Origin of the sequence: Streptomyces sp. NPDC102402 (assembly GCF_044765765.1) — a bacterium.
In the GTDB taxonomy this organism is placed as follows: Bacteria; Actinomycetota; Actinomycetes; order Streptomycetales; family Streptomycetaceae; genus Streptomyces.
Genome location: NZ_JBIWKR010000009.1, coordinates 99,435 through 121,505, shown reverse-complemented (window position 1 = coordinate 121,505; position 22,071 = coordinate 99,435). Strand labels below are relative to the sequence as shown.

19 protein-coding genes and 1 pseudogene are annotated in these 22,071 nt (G+C 70.2%); 12 read left to right on the top strand and 8 right to left on the bottom strand.

All coding sequences use genetic code 11. The features are described 5' to 3' along the window. The first annotated feature begins 18 nt into the window (after positions 1–18). The 6 genes from ACIRJR_RS25070 to mug all read left to right on the top strand — a co-directional run bounded on the left by ACIRJR_RS25070 (position 19) and on the right by mug (position 6,731). Positions 19–1,356: a hemolysin family protein gene (locus tag ACIRJR_RS25070; RefSeq protein ID WP_403784486.1), complete on the top strand. Its 1,338-nt coding sequence runs from the start codon at positions 19–21 to the stop codon at positions 1,354–1,356. Continuing rightward, complete coding sequence (locus ACIRJR_RS25065) at positions 1,353–2,372, top strand: hemolysin family protein (RefSeq protein WP_403784484.1); 1,020 nt, start codon at positions 1,353–1,355, stop codon at positions 2,370–2,372. Before ACIRJR_RS25070 ends, ACIRJR_RS25065 begins: the two co-directional genes overlap by 4 nt. A gap of 190 nt (positions 2,373–2,562) precedes the next feature. Then, positions 2,563–3,399 carry an SGNH/GDSL hydrolase family protein gene (locus ACIRJR_RS25060; protein WP_403784482.1) on the top strand — a complete coding sequence of 279 codons (837 nt, stop codon included), beginning with the start codon at positions 2,563–2,565 and terminating at the stop codon, positions 3,397–3,399. Between the two features lie 179 nt (positions 3,400–3,578). Further along, a complete protein-coding gene (locus ACIRJR_RS25055) occupies positions 3,579–4,373 on the top strand; it encodes an SAM-dependent methyltransferase (RefSeq protein WP_403784480.1) in 795 nt (264 codons plus the stop codon). 318 nt (positions 4,374–4,691) lie between these two features. Continuing rightward, the gene (gene purB, locus ACIRJR_RS25050; RefSeq protein ID WP_403784478.1) at positions 4,692–6,134 is read left to right on the top strand and encodes an adenylosuccinate lyase; all 1,443 of its coding nucleotides are present in this window, start codon (positions 4,692–4,694) and stop codon (positions 6,132–6,134) included. A 24-nt stretch (positions 6,135–6,158) separates the two neighbouring features. Then, on the top strand, positions 6,159–6,731 hold the full coding sequence (gene mug / locus ACIRJR_RS25045; RefSeq protein WP_403784476.1) for a G/U mismatch-specific DNA glycosylase: 573 nt from the start codon (positions 6,159–6,161) through the stop codon (positions 6,729–6,731). 54 nt (positions 6,732–6,785) lie between these two features. Here the strand turns inward: mug and ACIRJR_RS25040 are convergent, their stop codons facing one another. The 5 genes from ACIRJR_RS25040 to ACIRJR_RS25020 all read right to left on the bottom strand — a co-directional run bounded on the left by ACIRJR_RS25040 (position 6,786) and on the right by ACIRJR_RS25020 (position 11,204). After that, complete coding sequence (locus ACIRJR_RS25040) at positions 6,786–7,889, bottom strand: adenylate/guanylate cyclase domain-containing protein (RefSeq protein WP_403784474.1); 1,104 nt, start codon at positions 7,887–7,889, stop codon at positions 6,786–6,788. Next, positions 7,886–8,332, bottom strand: a complete 447-nt coding sequence (locus ACIRJR_RS25035) for a universal stress protein (protein ID WP_403784472.1) — start codon at positions 8,330–8,332, stop codon at positions 7,886–7,888. The genes ACIRJR_RS25040 and ACIRJR_RS25035 overlap by 4 nt, the downstream gene beginning before the upstream one ends. A gap of 626 nt (positions 8,333–8,958) precedes the next feature. After that, complete coding sequence (locus ACIRJR_RS25030) at positions 8,959–9,396, bottom strand: hypothetical protein (RefSeq protein WP_403784470.1); 438 nt, start codon at positions 9,394–9,396, stop codon at positions 8,959–8,961. A gap of 123 nt (positions 9,397–9,519) precedes the next feature. Then, the gene (locus ACIRJR_RS25025; RefSeq protein ID WP_403784468.1) at positions 9,520–10,263 is read right to left on the bottom strand and encodes an ABC transporter permease; all 744 of its coding nucleotides are present in this window, start codon (positions 10,261–10,263) and stop codon (positions 9,520–9,522) included. A gap of 5 nt (positions 10,264–10,268) precedes the next feature. Then, the gene (locus ACIRJR_RS25020; RefSeq protein WP_403784466.1) at positions 10,269–11,204 is read right to left on the bottom strand and encodes an ABC transporter ATP-binding protein; all 936 of its coding nucleotides are present in this window, start codon (positions 11,202–11,204) and stop codon (positions 10,269–10,271) included. A gap of 107 nt (positions 11,205–11,311) precedes the next feature. On the opposite strand from ACIRJR_RS25020, the gene ACIRJR_RS25015 reads away from it, so the two are divergent. From ACIRJR_RS25015 to ACIRJR_RS25005, 3 genes are all read left to right on the top strand, one after another. Beyond that, a complete protein-coding gene (locus ACIRJR_RS25015) occupies positions 11,312–12,484 on the top strand; it encodes a sensor histidine kinase (protein WP_403784464.1) in 1,173 nt (390 codons plus the stop codon). 4 nt (positions 12,485–12,488) lie between these two features. After that, on the top strand, positions 12,489–13,139 hold the full coding sequence (locus ACIRJR_RS25010; protein WP_403784462.1) for a response regulator: 651 nt from the start codon (positions 12,489–12,491) through the stop codon (positions 13,137–13,139). A 388-nt stretch (positions 13,140–13,527) separates the two neighbouring features. After that, positions 13,528–14,685: an ROK family protein gene (locus ACIRJR_RS25005; protein WP_403784460.1), complete on the top strand. Its 1,158-nt coding sequence runs from the start codon at positions 13,528–13,530 to the stop codon at positions 14,683–14,685. Between the two features lie 139 nt (positions 14,686–14,824). Here ACIRJR_RS25005 and ACIRJR_RS25000 read toward each other — a convergent pair whose 3' ends face one another. Continuing rightward, on the bottom strand, positions 14,825–15,592 hold the full coding sequence (locus ACIRJR_RS25000; RefSeq protein WP_403784458.1) for a GntR family transcriptional regulator: 768 nt from the start codon (positions 15,590–15,592) through the stop codon (positions 14,825–14,827). 276 nt (positions 15,593–15,868) lie between these two features. Continuing rightward, the gene (locus tag ACIRJR_RS24995; RefSeq protein WP_403784456.1) at positions 15,869–16,807 is read right to left on the bottom strand and encodes an RNA polymerase sigma-70 factor; all 939 of its coding nucleotides are present in this window, start codon (positions 16,805–16,807) and stop codon (positions 15,869–15,871) included. A gap of 143 nt (positions 16,808–16,950) precedes the next feature. Between ACIRJR_RS24995 and ACIRJR_RS24990 the strand changes: the two genes are divergently transcribed. Then, the gene (locus tag ACIRJR_RS24990; RefSeq protein ID WP_403784454.1) at positions 16,951–17,781 is read left to right on the top strand and encodes an alpha/beta fold hydrolase; all 831 of its coding nucleotides are present in this window, start codon (positions 16,951–16,953) and stop codon (positions 17,779–17,781) included. Between the two features lie 48 nt (positions 17,782–17,829). Here the strand turns inward: ACIRJR_RS24990 and ACIRJR_RS24985 are convergent. Beyond that, positions 17,830–18,678: pseudogene (locus ACIRJR_RS24985) on the bottom strand (EamA family transporter); the annotation flags it as partial. Positions 18,679–18,725: 47 nt separating this feature from the next. On the opposite strand from ACIRJR_RS24985, the gene ACIRJR_RS24980 reads away from it, so the two are divergent. Beyond that, the gene (locus ACIRJR_RS24980; protein WP_403784452.1) at positions 18,726–20,312 is read left to right on the top strand and encodes an aminotransferase class I/II-fold pyridoxal phosphate-dependent enzyme; all 1,587 of its coding nucleotides are present in this window, start codon (positions 18,726–18,728) and stop codon (positions 20,310–20,312) included. 128 nt (positions 20,313–20,440) lie between these two features. Continuing rightward, positions 20,441–22,021: an alkaline phosphatase D family protein gene (locus ACIRJR_RS24975; protein ID WP_403784450.1), complete on the top strand. Its 1,581-nt coding sequence runs from the start codon at positions 20,441–20,443 to the stop codon at positions 22,019–22,021. Positions 22,022–22,071: the final 50 nt, after the last annotated feature.

Sequence of the window (22,071 nt, the reverse complement as noted above, 5' to 3'; positions counted from 1 at the left end):
TGGGACGGAGGTGAACCGATGACCGAAGTGCTCCTGCTCCTCGTGGCGATTCTGCTCTCCCTCGTCTGCGGCGTGTTCGTGGCGGCCGAGTTCTCTCTGACCACGGTGGAGCGCGGCGAGCTCGAACGGTCCGTCGAGCGAGGGGACCGCGGTGCGGCGGGTGCGCTCAAGGCCGTACGCAGCCTCACCTACCAGCTCTCCGGCGCGCAGCTCGGCATCACCGTCACCAACCTGGTCGTCGGCATGCTCTCCGAGCCGTCGATCTCCAAGCTGATCCGGGGGCCGGTGGAGGCGACCGGGTTGTCGCCCGGTGTGTCCTCCTCCCTGGCGCTCGTGATCGGCACCGCGCTCTCCACCGTCGTCCTGATGGTGGTCGGTGAGCTCGTCCCGAAGAACTGGGCGATCTCCTCCCCCCTGGCCGTCGCCAGGACGGTCGCCACACCGCAGCGCGCGTTCACCGCCGTCTTCCGGCCCTTCATCAGCCACCTCAACAACACCGCCAACCGGATCGTTCGGCGTTTCGGCCTCGAGCCGGCCGAGGAGCTGGCCTCGGCGCGCAGCCCTCAGGAGCTGGTGGCCCTGGCGCGCCATTCCGCCAAGGAGGGCGCGCTCGAGGCGGACACCGCGGAACTCTTCGTGCGTACCCTCAACCTGTCCGAACTGACCGCGGAGAACGTGATGACGCCCCGCGTCCAGGTCACCGCCCTCGAGGTCCAGGCGACCGCCGAGGACGTCGCGAACGCCACCCGGGCCACCGGCCTCTCCCGGTTCCCGGTCTACCGGGGCAGCCTCGACACGGTCGTCGGCGTCGCGCACATCAAGGACGTACTGGCCGTTCCGGCGGACCAGAGGCCCCGTAAGCGGGTGTCGGACATGCTGCGCGAGCCCCTGCTCGTGCCGGAGACCCTCACCGTGGACCGTCTCCTGGACCGGCTCTCCGGAAAGCTGGCCATGGCCGTCGTCATCGACGAGTACGGCGGCACGGCGGGAGTCGTGACGCTGGAGGACATCGTGGAGGAAGTCGTCGGCGAGGTGCGGGACGAGCACGACCCGCACGAGACCCCCGATCTGGCGGCCGCCGGTGAGGACGCGGACGGACGCACCCTGTGGTCCGCCGACGGAGCGGCCCGGACGGACCAGCTCCGCACCATCGGACTGCGGGTGCCGGACGGACCCTACGAGACGCTGGCCGGGCTGATCGCCACGTCGGTCGGCCGCATTCCGGTGGTCGGCGACACCGTCGAGCTCACGGGGTGGCGGATCGACGTGGTGGACGCCTCCGGGCATCGTGCCGCGCGTGCGCTGCTGCACGCGCCGCTGCCCGGCAGCGACGAGACGGCGGAGGACGAACGATGATCGCCGTCCAACTCCTCATCGGCTTGCTGACCCTGGTCGTCAACGCCTTCTTCGTCGGCGCGGAGTTCGCTCTGATCTCCGTACGCCGCAGTCAGATCGAGCCCGAGGCCGAGGCCGGGAACCGGCGCGCGCGCAGTGTCATCTGGGGGCTCGAGCACGTGTCGGCGCTGCTCGCGGCGGCGCAGCTGGGCATCACGCTCTGCACCCTGGTCCTGGGTATCGTCGCCGAGCCGGCGATCGCCCACCTGTTGGAGCCCGTCTTCGACGCGGTGGGGGTGCCGCACGGCCTGGTGCACCCGATCTCGTTCGTCATCGCGCTGACCGTCGCGACGTACCTGCACATGCTGCTGGGCGAGATGGTGCCGAAGAACATCGCGCTCGCCGAGCCCGCCCGCACCGCGCTGCTGCTCGGACCTCCCCTGGTGACCCTCGCCAGGGCGCTGAAGCCGGTGATCTTCGCGATCAACGCCTTCGCGAACACGCTGCTCAAGCTGTTGCGGGTGGAGACCAAGGACGAGGTCTCGGCGACCTTCTCGGACGACGAGCTGGCACGCCTCGTCAAGGACGCCGAGGACTCCGGGCTCGTCGACGACCGTTCGGCGGAGCGCCTGCGCCACGCGCTGGAACTGGGCCGCCGCCCGGTCCAGGACGTGCTGCTTCCGGTCGACCGGGTGCTGTACACCAGGGTCGGCACGACCCCGGAGGAGCTGGAGCGGCTCTCTCACGAGTCCGGCTTCTCGCGCTTCCCGGTGATGGACAGCGAGCAGCGCATCATCGGGTACCTCCACGTGAAGGACGCCCTGGACGCCGCTCCGCGCGACGTGCCGTTCCCGGTGACCGCTCTGCGGCCGATCGCGCGGGTGCGGGCGGCGACCCCGCTGGACGACGTGCTGACCGCTCTGAGGCGGAGCCGTACGCATCTCGCGGCCGTGCTCGACGAGGACGGCCGGCTGGCGGGCATGATCACGATGGAGGACGTCCTGCGTGAGCTGGTGGGCCGGCCCCAGGCCCGCTGACGTCGGCGCCTGCGCCTGACTGCGGCGCGGGAGAGGAGGGGCGCGGCCACGGTCGCGCCCCTCTGCCGTGCTCCGGGGCCGCGCCGCCTCTCTGCCGTGCTCGGGCGGCCATCGCTCCCGCTCGCTCCCATTCGCTCCCGTTCGGGCGACACCGATCGCCTGCCCCCGTCGCGGTACGATCGGCAGCGCCATGGAATTGAATGCTCCCTACACCAGTTTTGTCGCGGTCGGCGACTCGTTCACCGAGGGCATGTCGGATCTGCTGCCCGACGGCACCTACCGCGGCTGGGCCGATGTTCTCGCCGGCCGTCTCGCGGCCCGCACGCCCGACTTCCGGTACGCCAATCTCGCCGTACGGGGAAAGCTCATCGGCCAGATCGTGGACGAGCAGGTCACGGTCGCCGCGGCGCTGCAGCCGGATGTGATCACGCTCGTCGGCGGGCTCAACGACACCCTGCGGCCGAAGTGCGACATGGGCATGGTGCGCGGCCGGCTCGAGGAGGCGGTGGAACGTCTCGCACCGTCCTGCAAGACCCTGGTGCTGATGCGCAGCCCCGGCCGGAACGGGCCGGTGATGGAACGCTTCCGGCCCCGTATGGAGGAACTGTTCTCGCTGGTCGGCGATCTGGCCGACCGCCACGGCGCCCTGGTGGCCGATCTGTACGGCGCACCGTCGCTGGGTGATCCGCGGATGTGGGACGTCGACCGGCTGCATCTGACGGCCGAGGGACACCGCAGGGTCGCGGAGGCGGTCTGGCAGACGCTGGGACTCCCGGCGGAGAGCGACTGGCAAACCCCCATGGCCGAGTCCGCGCCCGCACGGTGGGCCCAGCGGCGGATCGACGACGTCCGCTTCGCCCGCCAGCACCTGTTCCCCTGGATCGGCCGGCGTCTGACCGGGCGCTCGTCCGGTGACGGCAGGGCCGGCGCGCAGTTCGACACGGCGCTGGGACAGGCGTTCTGGGTCACTCCCGAGGACGTGACGACACCCGGGCCGGTGACGGGCTGGCGTCGGCTGGACGGCTGACCTTCCCACCCCTCGGGGCCCGATGCCGTTCGGGCCCCTGTGCCCCCTACGCCCCCTGCCCCGGGCTCCGAGGACGTCCGCCCAGGTTGGCGCACATCTCGCTGTCACGCGTGCGCCTCGTGGGCAAGCATGGGCCCTCATCGCGCAGGGGCGTCCTGGGCGCCGGACGAGGACGGCCCATGAACGAAGAGCAGAAGATCCGGACGGACCTGATCGACACGGCCACACCCCACTCGGCGCGTGTCTGGAACTACTGGCTGGGCGGCGAGGAGAACTACGAGGCGGACCGGCGACTGGGCTCGGCGATGGCTGACCTCTACCCGCAGATCATCGACATCGCCCGCGCCTCCCGCCGCTTCCAGGCCAGAGCCGTGCGCTACCTGGCCGGAGAAGCCGGGGTCCGGCAGTTCCTCGACCTCGGGACCGGCCTCCCGGCCGCGGACGCCACGCACGAGGTCGCTCAGGCGGTCGCCCCCAGCGCGCGTGTCGTGTACGTGGATCACGACCCGATCGTGCTGGCCCATGCCCGGGCCCTGCTCGCCAGCACTTCCGAGGGGGCCACGGACTACGTCCACGCGGACCTCCGGAACGCCGGGACAGTGCTTCGCGAAGCCGCCAGGACGCTGGACCTTCAGCAGCCGGTCGCGCTGATGCTGCTCTCCACCCTCGGGCATGTCGCGGATTCCGCCGAGGCCGCCGAGCTGCTGCGCGCCTATCTCGACGCCGTCCCCGCCGGAAGCTTCCTGATGCTGTGCGACACCGTCGAGACCGACGAGACACGGGAGGCGTCCGACGAGTACGCGGACGGCGGCGCCTTGCCGTACACATCGCGGCCCCGGGAGACCCTGCGTTCCTTCGCGGACGGTCTCGACCTCGTGGAGCCCGGATTCGGGTCGATCAGCCTGTGGCGCCCGGAGGAGCCGGTGGCCGGTGAGCCGGTCGACCAGTGGGGCTTCGTGGGCGCGAAGCGGTAGCGGAACGGACCGCGGGGCACGCACCGGTGAGGGCGAGCGTCCGGGACCAACCGGTGAGATCGGGCCCAACCGGTGAGATCGGGCCCAACCGGTGAGATCGGGCCCAACCGGTGAGATCGGGCCCAACCGGTGAGATCGGGCCCAACCGGTGAGGTCGGGCCCACGTCGGGCCACGTCGGACCCACGGCCGGAGAAAGAACGGAGCGGGGCCGGCCACGGGCCGTGGAGCGGCAGGGGCACAGGCGACGAGGCTTCGTACGATTCCACATACCGGCCCGCGGCGCGGACCTGCAGAAACCGCCAGTAGAATCCGGACACGTGACTGCTGTGTCTGCGAAGCCTCGCATCCCCAATGTCCTGGCCGGCCGCTATGCCTCTACGGAGCTGGCCGTCCTCTGGTCCCCCGAGCAGAAGGTGAAGCTGGAACGTCAGCTGTGGCTGGCGGTGCTGCGCGCTCAGAAGGACCTCGGCATCGAGGTGCCGGACGCGGCGCTGGCCGACTACGAGCGCGTGATCGACCAGGTCGACCTCGCCGCGATCGCCGAGCGCGAGAAGGTCACCCGTCACGACGTGAAGGCCCGGATCGAGGAGTTCAACGCTCTCGCGGGCCATGAGCAGATCCACAAGGGCATGACGTCCCGGGACCTCACCGAGAACGTCGAGCAGCTGCAGATCCGGCTCTCGCTGGAACTGATGCGCGACCGCACGGTGTCCGTCCTGGCGCGCCTGGGCAAGCTCGCCGCGGAGTACGCCGAGCTGGTCATCGCAGGCCGTTCGCACAACGTCGCCGCACAGGCGACGACGCTGGGCAAGCGCTTCGCCACCGCCGCCGACGAAATGCTGGTGGCCTACGGACGGCTGGAGGACCTGCTGGGCCGCTACCCGCTGCGTGGCATCAAGGGGCCTGTCGGCACGGCGCAGGACATGCTGGACCTGCTCGGCGGCGACGCGGGCAAGCTCGCCGACCTGGAGCAGCGCATCGCCGGGCACCTCGGCTTCGCACACGCATTCACCTCCGTCGGCCAGGTGTACCCCCGGTCCCTCGACTACGACGTGGTGACCGCGCTGGTGCAGCTGGCGGCCGCCCCTTCGTCGGTCGCCAAGACCGTCCGGCTGATGGCGGGCCACGAACTGGTGACCGAGGGGTTCAAGCCTGGCCAGGTCGGTTCCTCGGCGATGCCGCACAAGATGAACACCCGTTCGTGCGAGCGCGTCAACGGCCTCATGGTCATCCTGCGCGGTTACGCGTCGATGACGGGTGAGCTGTCGGGCGACCAGTGGAACGAGGGCGATGTGTCCTGCTCCGTGGTCCGCCGCGTCGCACTGCCGGACGCCTTCTTCGCGTTCGACGGTCTGCTGGAGACCTTCCTCACGGTGCTCGACGAGTTCGGTGCCTTCCCCGCGGTCGTCGCGCGTGAGCTGGACCGCTACCTTCCCTTCCTCGCCACGACCAAGGTGCTGATGGGCGCCGTGCGTGCCGGCGTCGGCCGCGAGGTCGCCCACGAGGCCATCAAGGAGAACGCGGTCGCCTCGGCTCTCGCCATGCGGGAACAGGGCGCGGAGCGCAACGAGCTGCTGGACAAACTGGCCGCCGACGAGCGGATCCCGCTGGACCTCGGCCAGCTCGATGCCCTGATGGCGGACAAGCTCTCGTTCACGGGTGCCGCCGGTGACCAGGTCGCCGCTCTGGTGGCCCGGATCGAGGAGATCGCCAAGCAGCACCCCGAGGCTGCCGCGTACACTCCTGGCTCCATTCTCTGACACCGGCTGCGTACGCTCGGACGTATGACACCCGAAGAGCTGCTCGCCGCCCGCGACCGCGTCGTACCCGACGTGGTCGCGGGCGGCCTGCGTGTGCTGTTCTGCGGCATCAACCCCAGCCTCATGACTGCTGCCACGGGACATCACTTCGCCCATCCGGGGAACCGGTTCTGGCCGGTGCTGCACCGGTCGGGCTTCACGCCCCGGCAGCTGAAGCCGTCGGAGCAGGGCCAGCTCCTGGGATTCGGCCTGGGCATCACCAATGTGGTGGCCAGGGCCACCGCCAGGGCTGACGAGCTGAGCACGGAGGAATTCCGTGAAGGCGGAAGAATACTGTCGGCGAAGGTGGAGGCTCTTGGTCCACAGTGGCTGGCCGTCGTCGGCGTCACCGCCTATCGCACGGCCTTCGGCGATCGCCGTGCACAGATCGGACCTCAGGAGCGGACCGTCGGCGGGGCACGCGTCTGGGCGCTGCCCAACCCCAGCGGACTCAACGCGCACTGGACGGTGAGCACCATGGCGGACGAGTACGCCCGCCTGTCGGCTGCTGCTGCGGCTGCGGCTGCGGCTGCGACTGCGGTGGACCGGAGCCGATGACGCTGGCTGCAGTACGTCGAATCACGCCAGGGGGCCCGGAAGGAACTGCGGACATCACCGCGCGGACCGCAGCAGCACGGGACGCAACCGGCTGTACCCGCGCACCGACACCGCGCGGAGCACCCTGAGCTCGTAGGCATCCATGCCCGCCAGTTCACCGGCGAGGTCCGTGTTGACCAGCACGGTGTCCGGGCGTGCCACCGCGGTCAGCCGGGCCGCGACGTTGACCGCTGCCCCGTAGACGTCGCCGAAGCGGCTGATGACCGCTCCATGGGCCAGGCCTGTCCGCAGCTGAGGCAACTTCTGTTCGGCCTCGGCGCGGGCAGTGAGTTCCAGGGCGATGTCAGCGGCCGCGGACGCCGACTCGCACACGAAGAGGACCTCGTCGCCGATGGTCTTCACCACCCGGCCGCGGCCTTCGGCAACCACATCGCCGGTCAGGCTCTCGAACCGGTCGAGCACCCGGACCAGTTCCGTGCTGTCCAGTCCACGGGTCATCCGGGTGTAGCCGACCATGTCGGTGAAGCCCACCGCCCGGTCGCGGACGTCAGCACCTTCGCGCAGTGGCAACCGATTGACCGCCACCGCACCGTCCGGGAACTCCTCCGCCACCGGCCCGGTCCCCCGACGCGGTCTGGTGAGTACGTCCTCCTCCTCGGCGACCAGACGTCCGGTGTACGCGGCAAGATGGCGACGCCAGACATGCCGCTGCAGCAGCTCAATCTCCGGCAGCAACGCAGCGGCGTGGCGGGTCAGCTCCCCTCCCCCACCACGCGACGGGTCGCCCGTGTCCTGGGTCATCCAGGCCCGGAGGGTGTACACCTGCCATTCGGCGAGCCGGGACAGATGATGTCCCAGGGCGCGGGCCATCATCGTCTCGCTCGCCTCTGTGATGAGCCCTGCCTCGATGAGCCGCTCCCCCGCGCGCAGAGCGTCCACATCGGCGTCGGTGAACACCCTCGCGTCCTCGTCGACCAGCGGGAACCCGAGCGCGCGCCAGATCTGGGCGGTGCGCTCCGGCCTCACCCCGGACCGCTCGGCGACGTCCCGCCTCGTCCAGAGCCTGTCGCCGCCGAGCAGTACCTCCTCGATGGACCCTCGTGATTCATCGCTGCCGGACGGGGCCGTTGACTCCTCCGCCGGCTCCGCGGCGCTCATGTGGTGTGCACGATCAGCACATCGAGGCCTGCCTTTCTCGCGATGTCCGCAGGAACGGAGCCGAGTATGCGCCCGGTGAGCGAGCGCAGTCCCCGGTTTCCGACGACCAGGAGATCAGCCGTGCACTCGCGGGCGACGCGTACGAGTGCGGCCACCGGTTCGTCCTGCACCGCGACCGACCTCACGTTCACCGCGCCCTGCGAGCGGGCGCGGTCCCTGGCTGTACGCAGGGTTTCCTCGGCGGGTGCCGAGCCCACCACCTGATATGCCTCGGCGCCCAGTTGGTCCTGCGCCAGGGCGAGTTCCGGTCCGCGCATCGGCAGGTACGCACAGGCGATCACGAGTTCGGCCCCGCATACGGCGGCCAGGCGGGCCGCCCCCTCGACGGCAGCGAACGACGACTCCGAGCCGTCGGTGCCGACCATGACAATCCGGTAGACCATCAGAGCAACCCCCTTACCAGACAGTAAACTTACTCTGGAGTAAGATAGAGTCGGCCGGCCCTTCGGGCAAGGGTGCTGTCGGACACGCGAGACGGCGAGACCGCCGGCACAAAGGACGCCCCATGGGCAGCTCCTGCGTCGGGCGCCGCCCGGGCGCCCCTGACCACCATGCACCGCCGCCGCCCGCCCGCCGCCCCGCACGGTGACTGCCGTACGGTCCGTCGCCGACCTGCCCACCCCCGGTCCGGATGTCGCGCACGACCTTTGAATAGGCAGCTGCGCGCGCACTCGTGTCAGAACGGCGGGTCCTCCGCGCGGTCTTCTGCCCCGTTGATCGCCCACCAGAGGCGTGATCGACCATGCGAGCGTGAATTTCACGGGTAGAGTTGTCGTTCGCTTTCTCCAGGGACCTGTAGCCGCCCCAGGAAGTGAGGGTGACGGTCTCCTCCGGAAGCTTCCGGGCACCGGTGCAGCTGCGGACGTCAGCCGACATTCGCCCTTCGCGCGTCATGGCGAGCGAGCCAGAACCGCCAACTCGGCACGGGCTTAGGCTTCACGCAGAGCTCAGCAGCTGTCCTCCCTTTCGGGACGCCCCCGCTGAAGACCGACGCCCGACGCCCTCGCCGTCAGGGTGGGTCGACCACGGTGACCAGCACAGCCAACTCACACCCTGGACCGCCATCCTGTTGGTAGAGCACAACGGCGATCCACCGGTCCTCCTGGTGCCACAACTGGAGAAACTCGCAGCTCGCGACAGGGTCGGCCCAAGGCTCAGCCACCACCTCACCCGCCATCATCCGCTCCTGTGCGCTCCACAGGCTGACGAGCTGCGGTTCACCCCATCGGAGCGTGAGCAGCGTCAGCAGCGCGTCGTATTCCGCCAGGCACCGCGCCCGGCGCTCCAGGCGGTCCACCCTGTCGTCCCCCTCGCTGCCGTCCTCGCCGCCGAGGAGCGCCACGTGATACCCGGGTCCGCTGACTTCCGAGCCGGACGAAACGCGCTGCAAGGGGAAGTCTTTGGTGCGCAACCCGTCGATGAGGCGAAGGTGATGTGCGGTGGTCATACCATCAGTAAACCGGTCGGCACTGACACATGGCCCCGGAGAACCGCTCCTCACATGCTGCAGCAGGGACGCCGGCCGCGCGGCCGGCGGGCTCCAGAGTCGCACCCGCCCCGCCGCCGCCATTCAGGCGTCTCTCTTTCGCAGGCTCCACCAGCCTGCCACGAGTGCGACAACCGCCCACCCCGCCGTGACGGCCAGCCCCGTCCACGGCCCCAGGGTTCCCTCATGATGACTGCGGAGCACCAACTGCCCCGCCTGGTCCGGGAGATACTCAGCCGCGCTCCCCGCGATGTCTCCGACCACGAGGGAAACGATCAGTATGAAGGGAATGAGCAGGCTGAGTGCGGCAACCGCACTGCGCAGCACCGCAGTCAGCCCCGCTGCGAACAGAGCCATCAGAGCGAGGTACACGCCTCCACCGACGACAGCTCGCAGCGCACCTGGATCGCCTGGACGGATCGCGTACTCGCCCATGAACAGCTGCCCCACCAGAAACGCAGTGAAGCTGGTCAGGAGTCCTACACCCAAGGCCGGCCCACCGACCATCGCCATCTTCGCGACGTAGAAGAGGCCGCGACTGGGGACGGCCGTGAGCGATATCCGAAGGGCCCCGTTCAGGAACTCGGACGACAAGGCGCTCGCACCGAAGCCGATGGCCGCGATCTGGCCGAAGTTCAGCGCGTAGAAGGCGGAGAAGAGGAGGTCGCTGCCCGGGTCGTCCGCCTCCGCCTGCCCGACGGTCACGGAGGCGAGAACAGTGACGGAGATCGTCGCCACGAAGACCGCGATGAGGGAACCGGCGACGGACCGCACAGATTTGATCTTGATCCACTCGGAATGCAGCACAGCGATCATCGACATGGTCATGCTGCTCAGAGCTCCCGGCCGACGATGGGAGACATGGAAGCGGCGTATTCCGTCTCGGTCGCCGTGAGATCGAGATATGCCTCTTCCAGCGTGGGCCGGTCATCGACGAGTTCGATGAGCGGGATTCCCTCGACGGCGACCAGGGATCCGATCTCCTGCGCCGTTGCTCCGTCGACCGCCCAGCGCCCATGGTCGCTCCGCACCGGGTGATACCCCTTGCGGATCAGCACATCACGCAGTCGCGTGGATTCCGTCGTTCGGAGCCGAACCCCGGGACGGCCCCGGGAAGCAAGAAACTCCTGTATCGGCATGTCGACAAGGATCCTTCCCCTGCCAAGGACCACCAGGTGGTCCGCGAACAGAGAGGTCTCGGTCATGAGGTGGCTGGAGACCAGGACCGTACGGCCTTCGTCGGCCAGCTTCCGCATCAGCTCCCGGATCCAGACGATGCCTTCCGGATCAAGCCCGTTCGACGGCTCATCCAGCATCACCACCTCCGGATCGCCCAGCAACGCCGCGGCGATGCCGAGCCGTTGCCGCATTCCGAGCGAGAACGTCTTGATCCGCCGCCCTCCGACCGAGTCCAGGCCGGCTTCGGCCAGCATCTCTTCGACCCTGTTGACGGCTATGCCGTTGCTGGTGGCGAGCGCGAGCAAGTGATTGCGGGCGGTGCGCGAGCCATGGGCCGCCTGAGCATCGAGCATCGCGCCGACCTGGTGCAGTGGATTGCCCAATGAGGCGTAGGGCCGCCCGCCGATCGTGGCGGACCCGCCTGTGGCCCGGCCCAGACCGAGGATCAGGCGCATGGTGGTGGACTTGCCCGAGCCGTTGGGCCCGAGGAAGCCTGTCACCCGCCCCGGTCTCACGCTGAACGTGAGGTGGTCGACGGCGCGGACGGTCCCGTAGTCCTTGGTGAGCTCGTGAACGTCGATGCTGATCATGACCTCAGCCTGGCCCCCGGCCCGGGACCGCGGCCTCCCCCGCGCGGGTGGTTCGCCTCCCTCTCGCGGGGGAGTCGGCCCCCGGCCTGCCCTGGCACGATGGCAGCATGCGCCGCCTCTTCTCCATGCTGGTCAGACCGGCAACGTTCAGTCGCTGGCTGCACCTGCTCATTCCCGCCGCCGTAGGCAGCGTGTGGTTGTTCATTTCTCCCACCAAGCCTTGGATGCCCTTCATCTTCGCGATACCGGTCGGGCTGTTGCCGGCCATGCGTCTGGCCGAAGGGGTCCAGGCACAGTTGCTCCTCACACCCGAGCAGCGGGGCCGCTCCGACGCCCTGATCTCCGCCGGTCCTGCCACGACTTGGGCAGCCCGCTGGCGCACGGTTGCCTGGCTGGAGCTGCGGCTCGCACTCGCAACGGTGACGTGCTTCGCGACGGTCTGGCTGCCGGCGACGGCGGTCGATCTCGTGCGAGGTTCGTTCGGCACGGCTCCGAGCGACGTATGGCTGGCCGGCGGGATCCGGCCCGGCTGGTGGTGCGCGCTGCTCGCACCCCTGCCGGTTCTGATACTTCTCGCGCTGGTGGTCCTGTGCGGGGAAGCGGCCACGGCAGCGGCTCGGGTGTTCCTGGGACCGTCACCGGCCGAGCGGATGACCGCCTTGGAGAAGCGCACCGAGCAGCTGCTGGAACGCAACCGGATAGCGCGCGAGCTGCATGACTCGATCGGACACGCCCTGACGGTCGCGGTGGTGCAGGCAGGGGCTGCCAGGACAGCGGGCAACCCGGATTTCACCGCGCGGGCACTCGCCGCCATCGAAGAGACGGGACGTAACGCACTGGACGATCTGGAACGCGTGCTCGGAGTGCTGCGCGAGACCGACGTCCCCGTGAGCGGGCGCCCGACCCTGGCAGAAGCCGACCGGCTGCTCGAATCGGCCCGCGGCTCCGGGGCGAAGGTCGACGTCGAAACGGACGGCCCGCTTGATCTGGTCCCTGGCCCTGTGTCCCGCGAGGGCTACCGCATTCTGCAGGAGTCGCTCACGAATGTGCTGCGTCACGCAGGTGCCGTCCCCGTAAGGGTGAGAATCCTCGTGGCGAGAGAGTGGCTGGAGCTGGAGGTGGCCAACCCCCTACCCGGAACACCGCGCGGCTCCGGCGGTGGCAGCGGGCTCAGAGGTATTCGGGAGCGGGCCGCACTCTTGGGCGGCAAGGCCAGAACCGGTCCGCACGAGGGAGAATGGAGGGTGCACGCGACGCTGCCGCTGGACCGCATACGCTGACCGGATGCCCGTTACCGTTCTTCTCGTCGATGACGAACCCCTGGTGCGTGCGGGGCTCCGCGCGGTTCTGGAAGCGCAAGCCGATATCGAGGTGGTGGGTGAAGCGGCGGACGGTGCCGCGGTGATCCCGATGGTGCGTCAACTGCGTCCGGACGTCGTCGCGATGGATGTGCGGATGCCGTTGATGGACGGGATCGAGGCAACGCGCGCGGTGCTGCGCACCGTGAGCGATCCGCCGAAGATCCTCGTGGTGACCACGTTCGAGAACGACGAGTACGTGTACGAGGCTCTGCGCGCAGGGGCAGACGGATTCCTGCTCAAGCGTGCCCGGCCGACCGAGATCGTGCATGCGGTGAGGCTGGTCGCGGAGGGCGAGTCACTCCTGTTCCCCGCAGCCGTCCGGCAGCTGGCCGCGGAGTACGGCACGAGCGAGGCGCGTGCATCCATGGAGCGCGCGGCACTCACGGACCGCGAAGCGGCAGTACTCCGGCTCATGGCTCGAGGACTGTCCAACGCGGAGATCGCTGCCGATCTCATCGTGGGTGTCGAGACCGTCAAGACACATGTCAGCTCTGTGCTCGCCAAATTGGGGGCAAGGGATCGCACGCAAGCGGTGATCGCCGCCTACGAGTCCGGATTCGTTGCTCCGCACTGAGGACGCCCCCCTCCGGCTGTCGGCCTCCCTCCAGACAACAACCACCCCGGGACCCGGTGCGGCACTGGGCTCCGGACCGCCCCGGGACCTGGTGCGGCGCTGGGCTCCGGACCGCCGCCCGGTACCCGGTCCGGCACTGGGTTCCACGCGGATCGGAATCGAGATCCGCACCGCGTCCGAAATGGGTTCCCCACCGTCCGAGAACGGGTGCCGTGCTCCCCGTAATCGGGTTCCGCGCCCCCGGAAACGCGTTTCGCACGGTCTCTCCGTTTGCGTTCCGGGCAGTCGCCGCAGGGGTTCCGGTTACCTCTCCCCGGGTGCTGGTCGCCGTGATGGGGGTCAGCGAGTACGATCCGGCAGACACGCGCACGACCTGGGAGGACACACGGTGGGACGGCTGACCGGTGGGGACCCGTCTCTGCTGCGGAGGATCAACTCCGCAGTGGTTCTGCACGCGCTGCGAGGGGCGGATTCGCCCACACTCACGGACCTCACCCGGATCACCGGGCTGTCGCGTCCCACGGTCGAAGGCGTCGTGGAAGGGCTCTTCGGGGCGGGCCTGGTGGTGGAGGCGCTGCCCGGCGAGAGCGAGGCAAGGCGTCAGGGCCGCCCAGCCAGGCGGTTCCGGTTCCGGGCCGAGGCCGGCTACCTGCTGGGAGTGGAAATCGGCTCGCACCGCGTCTCCGCCCTGCTGTCCGGTCTGGACGGCCGTATCGTCGGCGCGGGCTCACGCGATGTGTCCGAGAGCTTGAGCGCCGACGACCGGATCGACCAGGTCCGAGGCGTGATCGCCGACCTGCTGAAGCGCACGGGCGTGGCACGGAGCAGCCTGCGCGCGGTCGGAGTAGGCAGCCCGGGCATCGTGGAGGCCGACGGCACCGTGCGGTTGGGTACGGCACTGCCGGACTGGACGGGGCTCGCGCTCGGCGAGAGACTGCGTCGTTCCTTCCGGTGCCCCGTCCTGGTGGAGAACGACGCCAACGCCGCGGCGGTGGCAGAGCACTGGAAGGGTGCGGCGACCGAGTCCGACGACATCGTCTTCGTTCTGGCGGGCTTGAGCCCGGGAGCGGGTTCGCTCATCGGCGGGCGGTTGCACCGCGGCTTCGGCGGTGCGGCCGGGGAGATCGGTGCACTGCATCTGCTGGGCCGGGATGTCACACCGGAACACCTGCTCTCGACCACCGACACGCCTCTGGACCCTTTGGACGAGCACGCCGTCGCCGTTGTCTTCGCGAAGGCCAAGGACGGTGATGCCGGTGCGCAGGCCGCGGTGGCGCGGTTCATACAGCGATTGGTGCATGATGTCGCCGCTCTGGTCCTGGCGCTCGACCCGGAGCTCGTCGTGATCGGCGGATGGGCCGCAGGCCTCGATGGTGTCCTCGATCCACTCCGTGACGAGCTCGCCCGCTACTGTCTGCGCCCGCCACGGGTCACCCTCTCTCTCCTCGGGGAGGCCGCCGTCGCCACAGGGGCACTGCGGCTGGCACTCGACCACGTCGAGGAACAGCTCTTCGCCGTAGAGGGAACGATGACGGCCCGCCGCTGAAGGCGACGGGCCGAACGGAGGAGCGGGGCGCGGCAGGCGCGGACCACTGCGTCAGCGGCCCGCACCGGTGGACAAGTAAGCAACGGGAACCTCGGACCGGTTCCGAAGCGGCCGCGCGGCAGCCGCGCGCCCGGCACCGTCAGGAGGCCTTGCGCTCCTGCTCGTCGTGGCTGATCTCCAGCGCTCCGGAGTCTCCGAAGGTGAGCCGGCAGGTATCGGCACGGTAGGTGGCGACGGAGACAGCCGCTGTTCCGGCGGCCGTGAAGTACCGGGTCGTGACGACGAGGACCGGGGCTCCGGGGAGCCGGTCGAGCTCCTTCGCGTCGTCCGCACGGGCCGACCCGAGCTCGACGGAGCGGTCCTGGCCGTCGAGGCCGACACGGTGGAGTTCCCTCAGCACGCTCCTGGCGCGGGCGGGCCCGGACGGCACTTCGATGGCGGAGAGTTCAGGCACCGAGGACGTCGGTACGTACAGGAGTTCCGCTGCCACGGCCTGCCCCTGGGCGACACGGATGCGGCGCACCACGTGCACCGCCTCACCGGCGTCCGTCTCGAGCAGGCCGGCCACCGCGGCGGGAGCAGGGGCGGTCGTGCACTCGACGGGCTGCCATGCCTCGCGCGTGTCATCGCCCGCCCAGCCGTGCTGAGCGGTGGCGACGGCCACTCCGACCCGAGGCGGAGCGACGGTCGTGCCGACACCACGGCGTCGCTGCAGGCGTCCTTCGAGTTCGAGCTGCTCCAGCGCTTGGCGGAGTGTCGCCCTGGCGACGCCGAAGCGCGCCGCGAGATCACGCTCGTTGGGCAGGACCTCCCCCACCGCGAAGTCCGAGTCGAGCGCCTCACTGAGCACGGTCTTGAGGTGCCAGTACTTCGGCTCCTGCACCGATTCCAGCTGCGTGGTCCCCACCCTGTCCTCCGCATCCGCCCGGTGGCAATTTCCGCGACGTTATTTATTAAAGGTTCCTGCCTTATCGTTCAGACCTTAGGACGGCGAACCACCTTGGTCAAGACCAATCCTCGTCCCGTGACACAGCGGAACAGCCCACTGGCGCAGAGCGTTCACGGGGCGTTCGCGCGGCCGTGAACCCAGGCAACACGCAGGCCCCACGGCCGACACCTTCCGTGGGGGGTTTCACGCGAAGCGCGGAGGCACGCGCGAGGACGCGTCACGCGGGAGGACGCGTCACGCGGGAGGACGCGTGGGGCGACCGCCCTGAGCGGCCTCCCGCCGCCCGCACCAGGCCACGCTCACCCCGGCGAGCTTCTCCGGGTTACGGATGACGTAGACGCATCGGATGAATCCGCCTTCGGCCTCCACCTGGAAGACCGTGTCCACCACCCCGTCCAGGCTGTACACGAGAGCCGGACCACCGTTGAGCTCCACGGCCCTCACCTCGGTCGCGGGGGGCAGCTCGCTCGCGACGGCGAAGAGGAAGCGGCCGACCTTGTCCGCGGTCTCGATGACGCGCCGCGCCGCCTTCGCCTTGCCTCCGCCGTCGCTGACAAGGCGCACATCAGGAGCCAGCACGGCGAGCATCTGCTGCAGGTCTCCGCCCGAAGCTGCTGCGAGGAAACGCTCGGTGAGTTCGCGCCGCACGGCAGGATCCACGTCGTAGCGTGGTTTGCGCTCCTCCACATGCCGCTTGGCGCGGCCGGCGAGCTGCCGTACCGCCGCCTCGGACCGGTCGAGGGCGGCGCCGATCTCCGCGTACGGGAAGCCGAACGCCTCCCGCAGGACGAACACCGCACGCTCCAGAGGGGACAGGGTCTCGAGGACGACCAGCACGGCGAGGGACACGGAGTCGGCGAGCACCGCCCGCTCCGCGGAATCGGGGACAGCCGGGCCGAAATCCGTGACCACGGGTTCGGGCAGCCAGGGTCCGATGTACGCCTCCCGCCTGGTCTGCAGGTGGCGCAGCCGGTCGATGGCCAGACGTGTGGTGATCCGTACGAGGAAGGCTCGCGGCTGCCTCACATCGTCTCGCTCGGCCGACGACCAGCGCAGCCATGCCTCCTGCACCACGTCCTCCACATCGGCGACGCGGCCGAGCATGCGGTAGGCGACCCCGGCGAGGAGGGGGCGGTGCTCTTCGAAGAGGTCGGTCACGGTGTCAGCGGTCACCCTGCCATCCCAGCCGAGGCGCCGGAGGGTGTCCAGCGGGAATCACCCTCGCCCCTTGAACTGCGGGCTACCGGGCGGTAATTATTACTGACACGGAGTCTCCCAAGCCCGACCAGCCCGGCAGTTTCATACCGAGGAGCGGCATGGCCAACACAGTCTCGTTCGCGGCCGGCTCCCCCGTCGGCCGCCGTGAGATCAGCGTGTCGTACGACCGCGTGGGTTCCGGTGAACCCCTGGTGCTGCTGCACGGAATCGGCCATCACCGCCAGGCGTGGGACCCGGTACTGCGCATACTGGCGGCCGAACGCGACGTCATAGCCGTCGACCTGCCCGGATTCGGTGCCTCTCCTGCCCTGCCGGACGGACTCGCCTACGACCTGCGGACCATGGTCCCGGTGCTCGGCTCGTTCTTCGACGCCCTCGGCCTGGTACGGCCGCATGTCGCCGGGAACTCGCTCGGGGGCCTGCTGGCACTGGAACTGGGGCGCGAGAGGCTGGTGCGTTCGGTGACGGCGCTGTCCCCCGCCGGGTTCTGGACGCGGAGCGAGCGCCGCTACGCCTTCGGCATGCTCCGGTCGATGCGCGGCGCGGCCCTCTCGATGCCGATGCCGGTGATCGAACGCCTGTCGAGGAGCTCGCCCGGCCGCACCGCGCTCACGAGCACCATCTACGCGCGCCCCGGACGCCGTTCACCCACTGCGGTCGTGTCGGAGACCGTCGCCCTGCGCGAGGCCACCGGATTCCGCCAGACGCTCGAGGCCGGGCTGACCGTGGCGTTCACCGATGACGTGCCGGACATCCCCGTCTGCATCGCCTGGGGGAGCCAGGACCGTCTGCTTCTGCGTCGGCAGGGCGTCAGGGCCAAACGCGTGATCCCCGGTGCACGCCTCGTCCGCCTTCCGCACTGCGGCCACGTCCCGATGAACGACGACCCTGCCGCCGTGGCGCGGGTCATCCTCGACACGAGTCGCTGACGCATCGCCCGCACGCCGCCCCAGGACACCCGAGCCCAGCACGACTCCCAGCCCCACCAGCAGGCTTCCGACGCCCTGGCCCGCACCGTACGTCCCCGTTCCGACCAGTGGTGCGGTCAGCGCGGCCGACACGGGGATCAGCCCGGAGAAGAGCGTGGCGCGCTCGGCGCCGATACGCCGCATACCGCTGTACCAGCACACGAAGCCGACGACGGTGACCACCACCGCCTGCCAGGTCAGCGCGAGCGCCTCCGCCGGAGTGGGCACCCGCAGAAAGCCTCCCCCGTCGAGCAGGACGCCGAGCAGCACCGACTCCGCGGCCGCGACGGCACACACGAACGCCGACAGCAGCTTCGGTCCCAGAGGACGCAGCAGCGGCACGGCCAGGACCGCGAAGCCGACCTCTCCGCCCAGCGCTCCGACCGAGTAGAGGACGCCCGCCAGATCGGTCCGGCCCCAGCCCTGGACGGTGAACGCCCCGACGGCCACGAGACCCGCCGCGTACATGACCGCTCGGGCCGGGCGGCGCCCTTCCAGGGCAGGGACGAGGACGCCGACGACGATGGGCGCGCACCCGACGAGCACACCCGGGACGGCGGGTTCCGCCGTACGCTCCGCCGCGAGGACCGCGCAGTTGAAGCCGACCATACCGACGGCGGCCAGGACCCCCAGACGGCCCCACTGCCGCCGGGTGAGCATCGCCGCTGTGGCAACGGGCCCCTGGCCGCCGCCCATACGCAGAAGAGGCAGGAGCAGCAGGGCGGCAAGACCGTACCGCAGCGCCTGACCGCCTGCGTACGGGTAGTCGCCGAGGACACTGTTCGCTGTGAAGGAGGCACCGACCAGAGTGCAGGCTAAGGCCGCGAGCAGGGCCCCGCGCAAGGAGGTTGCGTTCATGAGGGCGACGCTAGATTCCACCGCGGTCCGGTTTAAGGTCCACTTCCATGACCTCTTCGGGGACCAATCCGGCGGACACCGATCCAGGCAGGCCCAATCCGGGGGACACCGATCCAGGCAGGCCCGATCCGGGGGGCACCGATCCAGGCAGGCCCGATCCGGGGGACACCGGGCCAGCGACCGGCCCTGTCCCCGAGGAAGGCCGTCCAGGTGCGTCCGCCGCCTGGGAACTCCTGCTCCCGGCCGCTTCCGCCCCGGCACGCCGGCGAGGGCGCGCGCTGCAGTCGGCCCTGCGCGACGCCGTGCGTTCGGGCCGTCTGCCGGCGGGGACCCGTCTCCCGGCCAGCCGTGAACTCGCCTCCGACCTCGGGGTGTCGCGCGGCCTGGTGACGGAGGCGTACGAGCAGCTCACCGCAGAGAGCTACCTCCGGTCCGGCCGGGGCGCGGGAACCTGGGTGAGCGGGACCGTGCGGCCCGCCGCCAGGACCGCGCGGGATCTGTCACCGCGGGCGTCCGGCTTCCAGGTGGACTTCCGGCCGGGCACGCCGGATCTCGCGCTCTTCCCACGGAGCGCGTGGGCTGCGGCTCACCGCACGGTCCTGGACCGTCTGCCGCACAGCGCCCTCGGCTATCCGGACCCGCGTGGCCTGCCCGAGCTGCGCATGGCGCTGGCGTCCCTGCTCGCCAGGCGGCGCGGCGTGGTGGCCGATCCGGAGCGGGTGGTCGTGTGTTCCGGTGTGGCCCAGGCGACGACCCTGCTCGGGTTCGTCCTGCGCGGGCGTGGTGAGACGACCGTCGGTGCCGAGGATCCCGGAAGCCCCGAGCACGCCTCGCTGTTCGCCTCCACCGGCCTGACGACGCTCCCCCTGCCGCTCGACGACGAGGGCCTGGCCCTGGAGCCGCTCCTTCGCTCCGGGGTGCGCGCGGTGGTCACGACCCCGGCTCATCAGTTCCCCACCGGCATCGCCTACTCCGCCGATCGGCGCGGGGCCCTGCTCGACTGGGCCCGCAGCACCTCCGGGGTGATCATGGAGGACGACTACGACGGCGACTTCCGCTACGACCGGGCGCCCGTCGGGGCTCTGCAAGGCCTGGACCCGGAACACGTCGTGTACACCGGATCGGTCAGCAAGTCCCTGGCGCCCGGTCTGCGGCTCGGCTGGCTGATCGCCCCGGCGTCGATGACCGACGAGATCGTCGCCCGTAAGAGGACGATGGACCTCGGGAACCCGTCGGTCGACCAGGCCGTACTGGCGGACTTCGTCAGCGGCGGCGGCTACGACCGGCAGCTGCGCCGCTGTCAGCGCGCGTACCGGGAGCGCCGGGACGCCCTGACGGGAGCACTGGCCGCGTACTTCCCCGGGACGCAGGTCAGTGGCATCTCCGCGGGCCTGCACATCATCGCCCGTCTGCCCGAACCGTGCGGCTCCCAGGGCGACTTCCTGCGGCGGGCGGCCGCCGCAGGCATCGCACTGCGTCCACTGAGCGACTGCACGGCGGACGACGCGGACGCCGTGGACGACGGCACGGTCCGCCTGGTGCTCGGCTACGCGCATCTGGCGCCCGCCGCCCTCCAGAACGGGGTCCGCCTCCTGGCCGAAGCCGTCCGGAGGGGCCGGACCGCCGGGGCGTAGGAGCGGACCGACCCGGTTGTTCATCTGCGGTTGGGGTGCCCGCCGCCGCCGGGGACTAGGTATGGGTCCGCAACCAGCCCGTACGTAGACGCTGTTCCGGCAGCCCGGCTCGCCCTGGAGGCGCATCGATGTCCAGCCGTCCCCTCATCCCGGCCCCGGGCCGCCGTTCCGTCCTGCGCGGCTCTCTCCTCGCCTCGGCCGCCGTCGCCGTGCCCGCGGCGTTCACCACGGCGCCGGCCTTCGCCCTGTCGGGCCGGCCGAGCGCGCCGTGGGGTGTCCAGGTGGGCGATGTGACGGCGTCGTCCGCCCTGGTGTGGGTGCGCTCCGACCGTCCGGCCCGGATGACGGTCGAGACGTCCGCGACCGAGTCCTTCCGCCGCGCCCGGACCTGGAACGGCCCGCTGGTGGGGTCCGGTACGGACTTCACCGGGACGACCGCGCTGCACGGGCTGCCGGCCGGGGAGCAGGTGCACTACCGCGTCACCCTCGCCGACCCGCACAACCCCCGCCGCACCGGAAGGCCTGTGTACGGAACCTTCCGCACAGCCCCCGCCGGCCGCCGGGACGGGGTGCGGTTCCTGTGGTCGGGCGACATCGCGGGGCAGGGCTGGGGCATCAACCCCGACATCGGCGGCTACCGGGTGTACGACGAGATGCGACGTCTGGATCCGGACTTCTTCCTGTGCAGTGGCGACAACATCTACGCGGACGGAGTGCTCGAACCCAGTGTGACGCTGCCCGACGGCCGGATCTGGCGCAACATCACGACCCCGGAGAAGTCGAAGGTCGCCGAAACCCTGGACGAGTACCGCGGGAACTTCCGGTACAACCTGCTCGACGACAATCTGCGAGCGTTCAACGCACAGGTACCCTCCGTCATCCAGTGGGACGACCACGAGGTGCGCAACAACTGGTACCCGGGGCAGATCCTCGACGACGTGCGCTACACCGAGAAGAACGTGGACCTCCTCGCCGCCCGCTCGATGCGTGCCTTCCGCGAGTACTTCCCCGTACCCACCCTGCAGGCGTCACCGGACGAACGGCGCATGCACCGCGTCGTGCGGCACGGACCTCTGCTCGATGTGTTCGTGCTGGACATGCGGTCGTTCCGCAACGCCAACTCCCCCGGGCGGCAGCCCGACGACACCACGGGGATCCTCGGCGCCGGGCAGCTGAGCTGGCTCAAGCGCGAACTGACGCGATCGCGGGCGGTGTGGAAGGTGATCGCCGCCGACATGCCACTCGGGCTGGTGGTCCCGGACGGAGCCACGGACTTCGAGGCGGTCGCGCAGGGCGACCCCGGCGCGCCGCTGGGCCGGGAGCTGCAGATCGCCGAACTGCTGCGCCACATCAAGCACCGGCGCATCACCGGAACCGTCTGGCTGACGGCCGATGTGCACTACACCTCGGCTCAGCACTACTCCCCCGAGCGTGCCGCGTTCAAGGACTTCGCGCCGTTCTGGGAGTTCGTCTCCGGACCGCTGGCGGCAGGCGGTTTCCCCGCCAACGCGCTGGACGGAACGTTCGGCCCGGAGCGGGTCTTCGTGCGGGCGCCCGACCGGGCGAACGTGTCCCCCATGGAGTCGCCGCAGTTCTTCGGCGAGGTGGACATCGACGGCGGGAGCGGGGAGCTGACCGTGCGGCTTCGGGCACAGGGCGGCACCGTCCTGTTCAGCAAGGTCCTGCAGCCGGGACGGACCGGGCAGTGAGTCCACGCGATCCCCGGGCACCCTGGGCTGTGAGCGGGCCCGTCCCCCGC

Coding starts and splice junctions, on each gene's coding strand:
- ACIRJR_RS25070 (WP_403784486.1), top strand. CDS start 19: ATGACCGAAGTGCTCCTGCTCCTCGTGGCGATTCTGCTCTCCCTCGTC.
- ACIRJR_RS25065 (WP_403784484.1), top strand. CDS start 1,353: ATGATCGCCGTCCAACTCCTCATCGGCTTGCTGACCCTGGTCGTCAAC.
- ACIRJR_RS25060 (WP_403784482.1), top strand. CDS start 2,563: ATGGAATTGAATGCTCCCTACACCAGTTTTGTCGCGGTCGGCGACTCG.
- ACIRJR_RS25055 (WP_403784480.1), top strand. CDS start 3,579: ATGAACGAAGAGCAGAAGATCCGGACGGACCTGATCGACACGGCCACA.
- mug (WP_403784476.1), top strand. CDS start 6,159: ATGACACCCGAAGAGCTGCTCGCCGCCCGCGACCGCGTCGTACCCGAC.
- ACIRJR_RS25040 (WP_403784474.1), bottom strand. CDS start 7,889: ATGAGCGCCGCGGAGCCGGCGGAGGAGTCAACGGCCCCGTCCGGCAGC.
- ACIRJR_RS25035 (WP_403784472.1), bottom strand. CDS start 8,332: ATGGTCTACCGGATTGTCATGGTCGGCACCGACGGCTCGGAGTCGTCG.
- ACIRJR_RS25030 (WP_403784470.1), bottom strand. CDS start 9,396: ATGACCACCGCACATCACCTTCGCCTCATCGACGGGTTGCGCACCAAA.
- ACIRJR_RS25025 (WP_403784468.1), bottom strand. CDS start 10,263: ATGACCATGTCGATGATCGCTGTGCTGCATTCCGAGTGGATCAAGATC.
- ACIRJR_RS25020 (WP_403784466.1), bottom strand. CDS start 11,204: ATGATCAGCATCGACGTTCACGAGCTCACCAAGGACTACGGGACCGTC.
- ACIRJR_RS25015 (WP_403784464.1), top strand. CDS start 11,312: ATGCGCCGCCTCTTCTCCATGCTGGTCAGACCGGCAACGTTCAGTCGC.
- ACIRJR_RS25010 (WP_403784462.1), top strand. CDS start 12,489: ATGCCCGTTACCGTTCTTCTCGTCGATGACGAACCCCTGGTGCGTGCG.
- ACIRJR_RS24990 (WP_403784454.1), top strand. CDS start 16,951: ATGGCCAACACAGTCTCGTTCGCGGCCGGCTCCCCCGTCGGCCGCCGT.
- ACIRJR_RS24980 (WP_403784452.1), top strand. CDS start 18,726: ATGACCTCTTCGGGGACCAATCCGGCGGACACCGATCCAGGCAGGCCC.
- ACIRJR_RS24975 (WP_403784450.1), top strand. CDS start 20,441: ATGTCCAGCCGTCCCCTCATCCCGGCCCCGGGCCGCCGTTCCGTCCTG.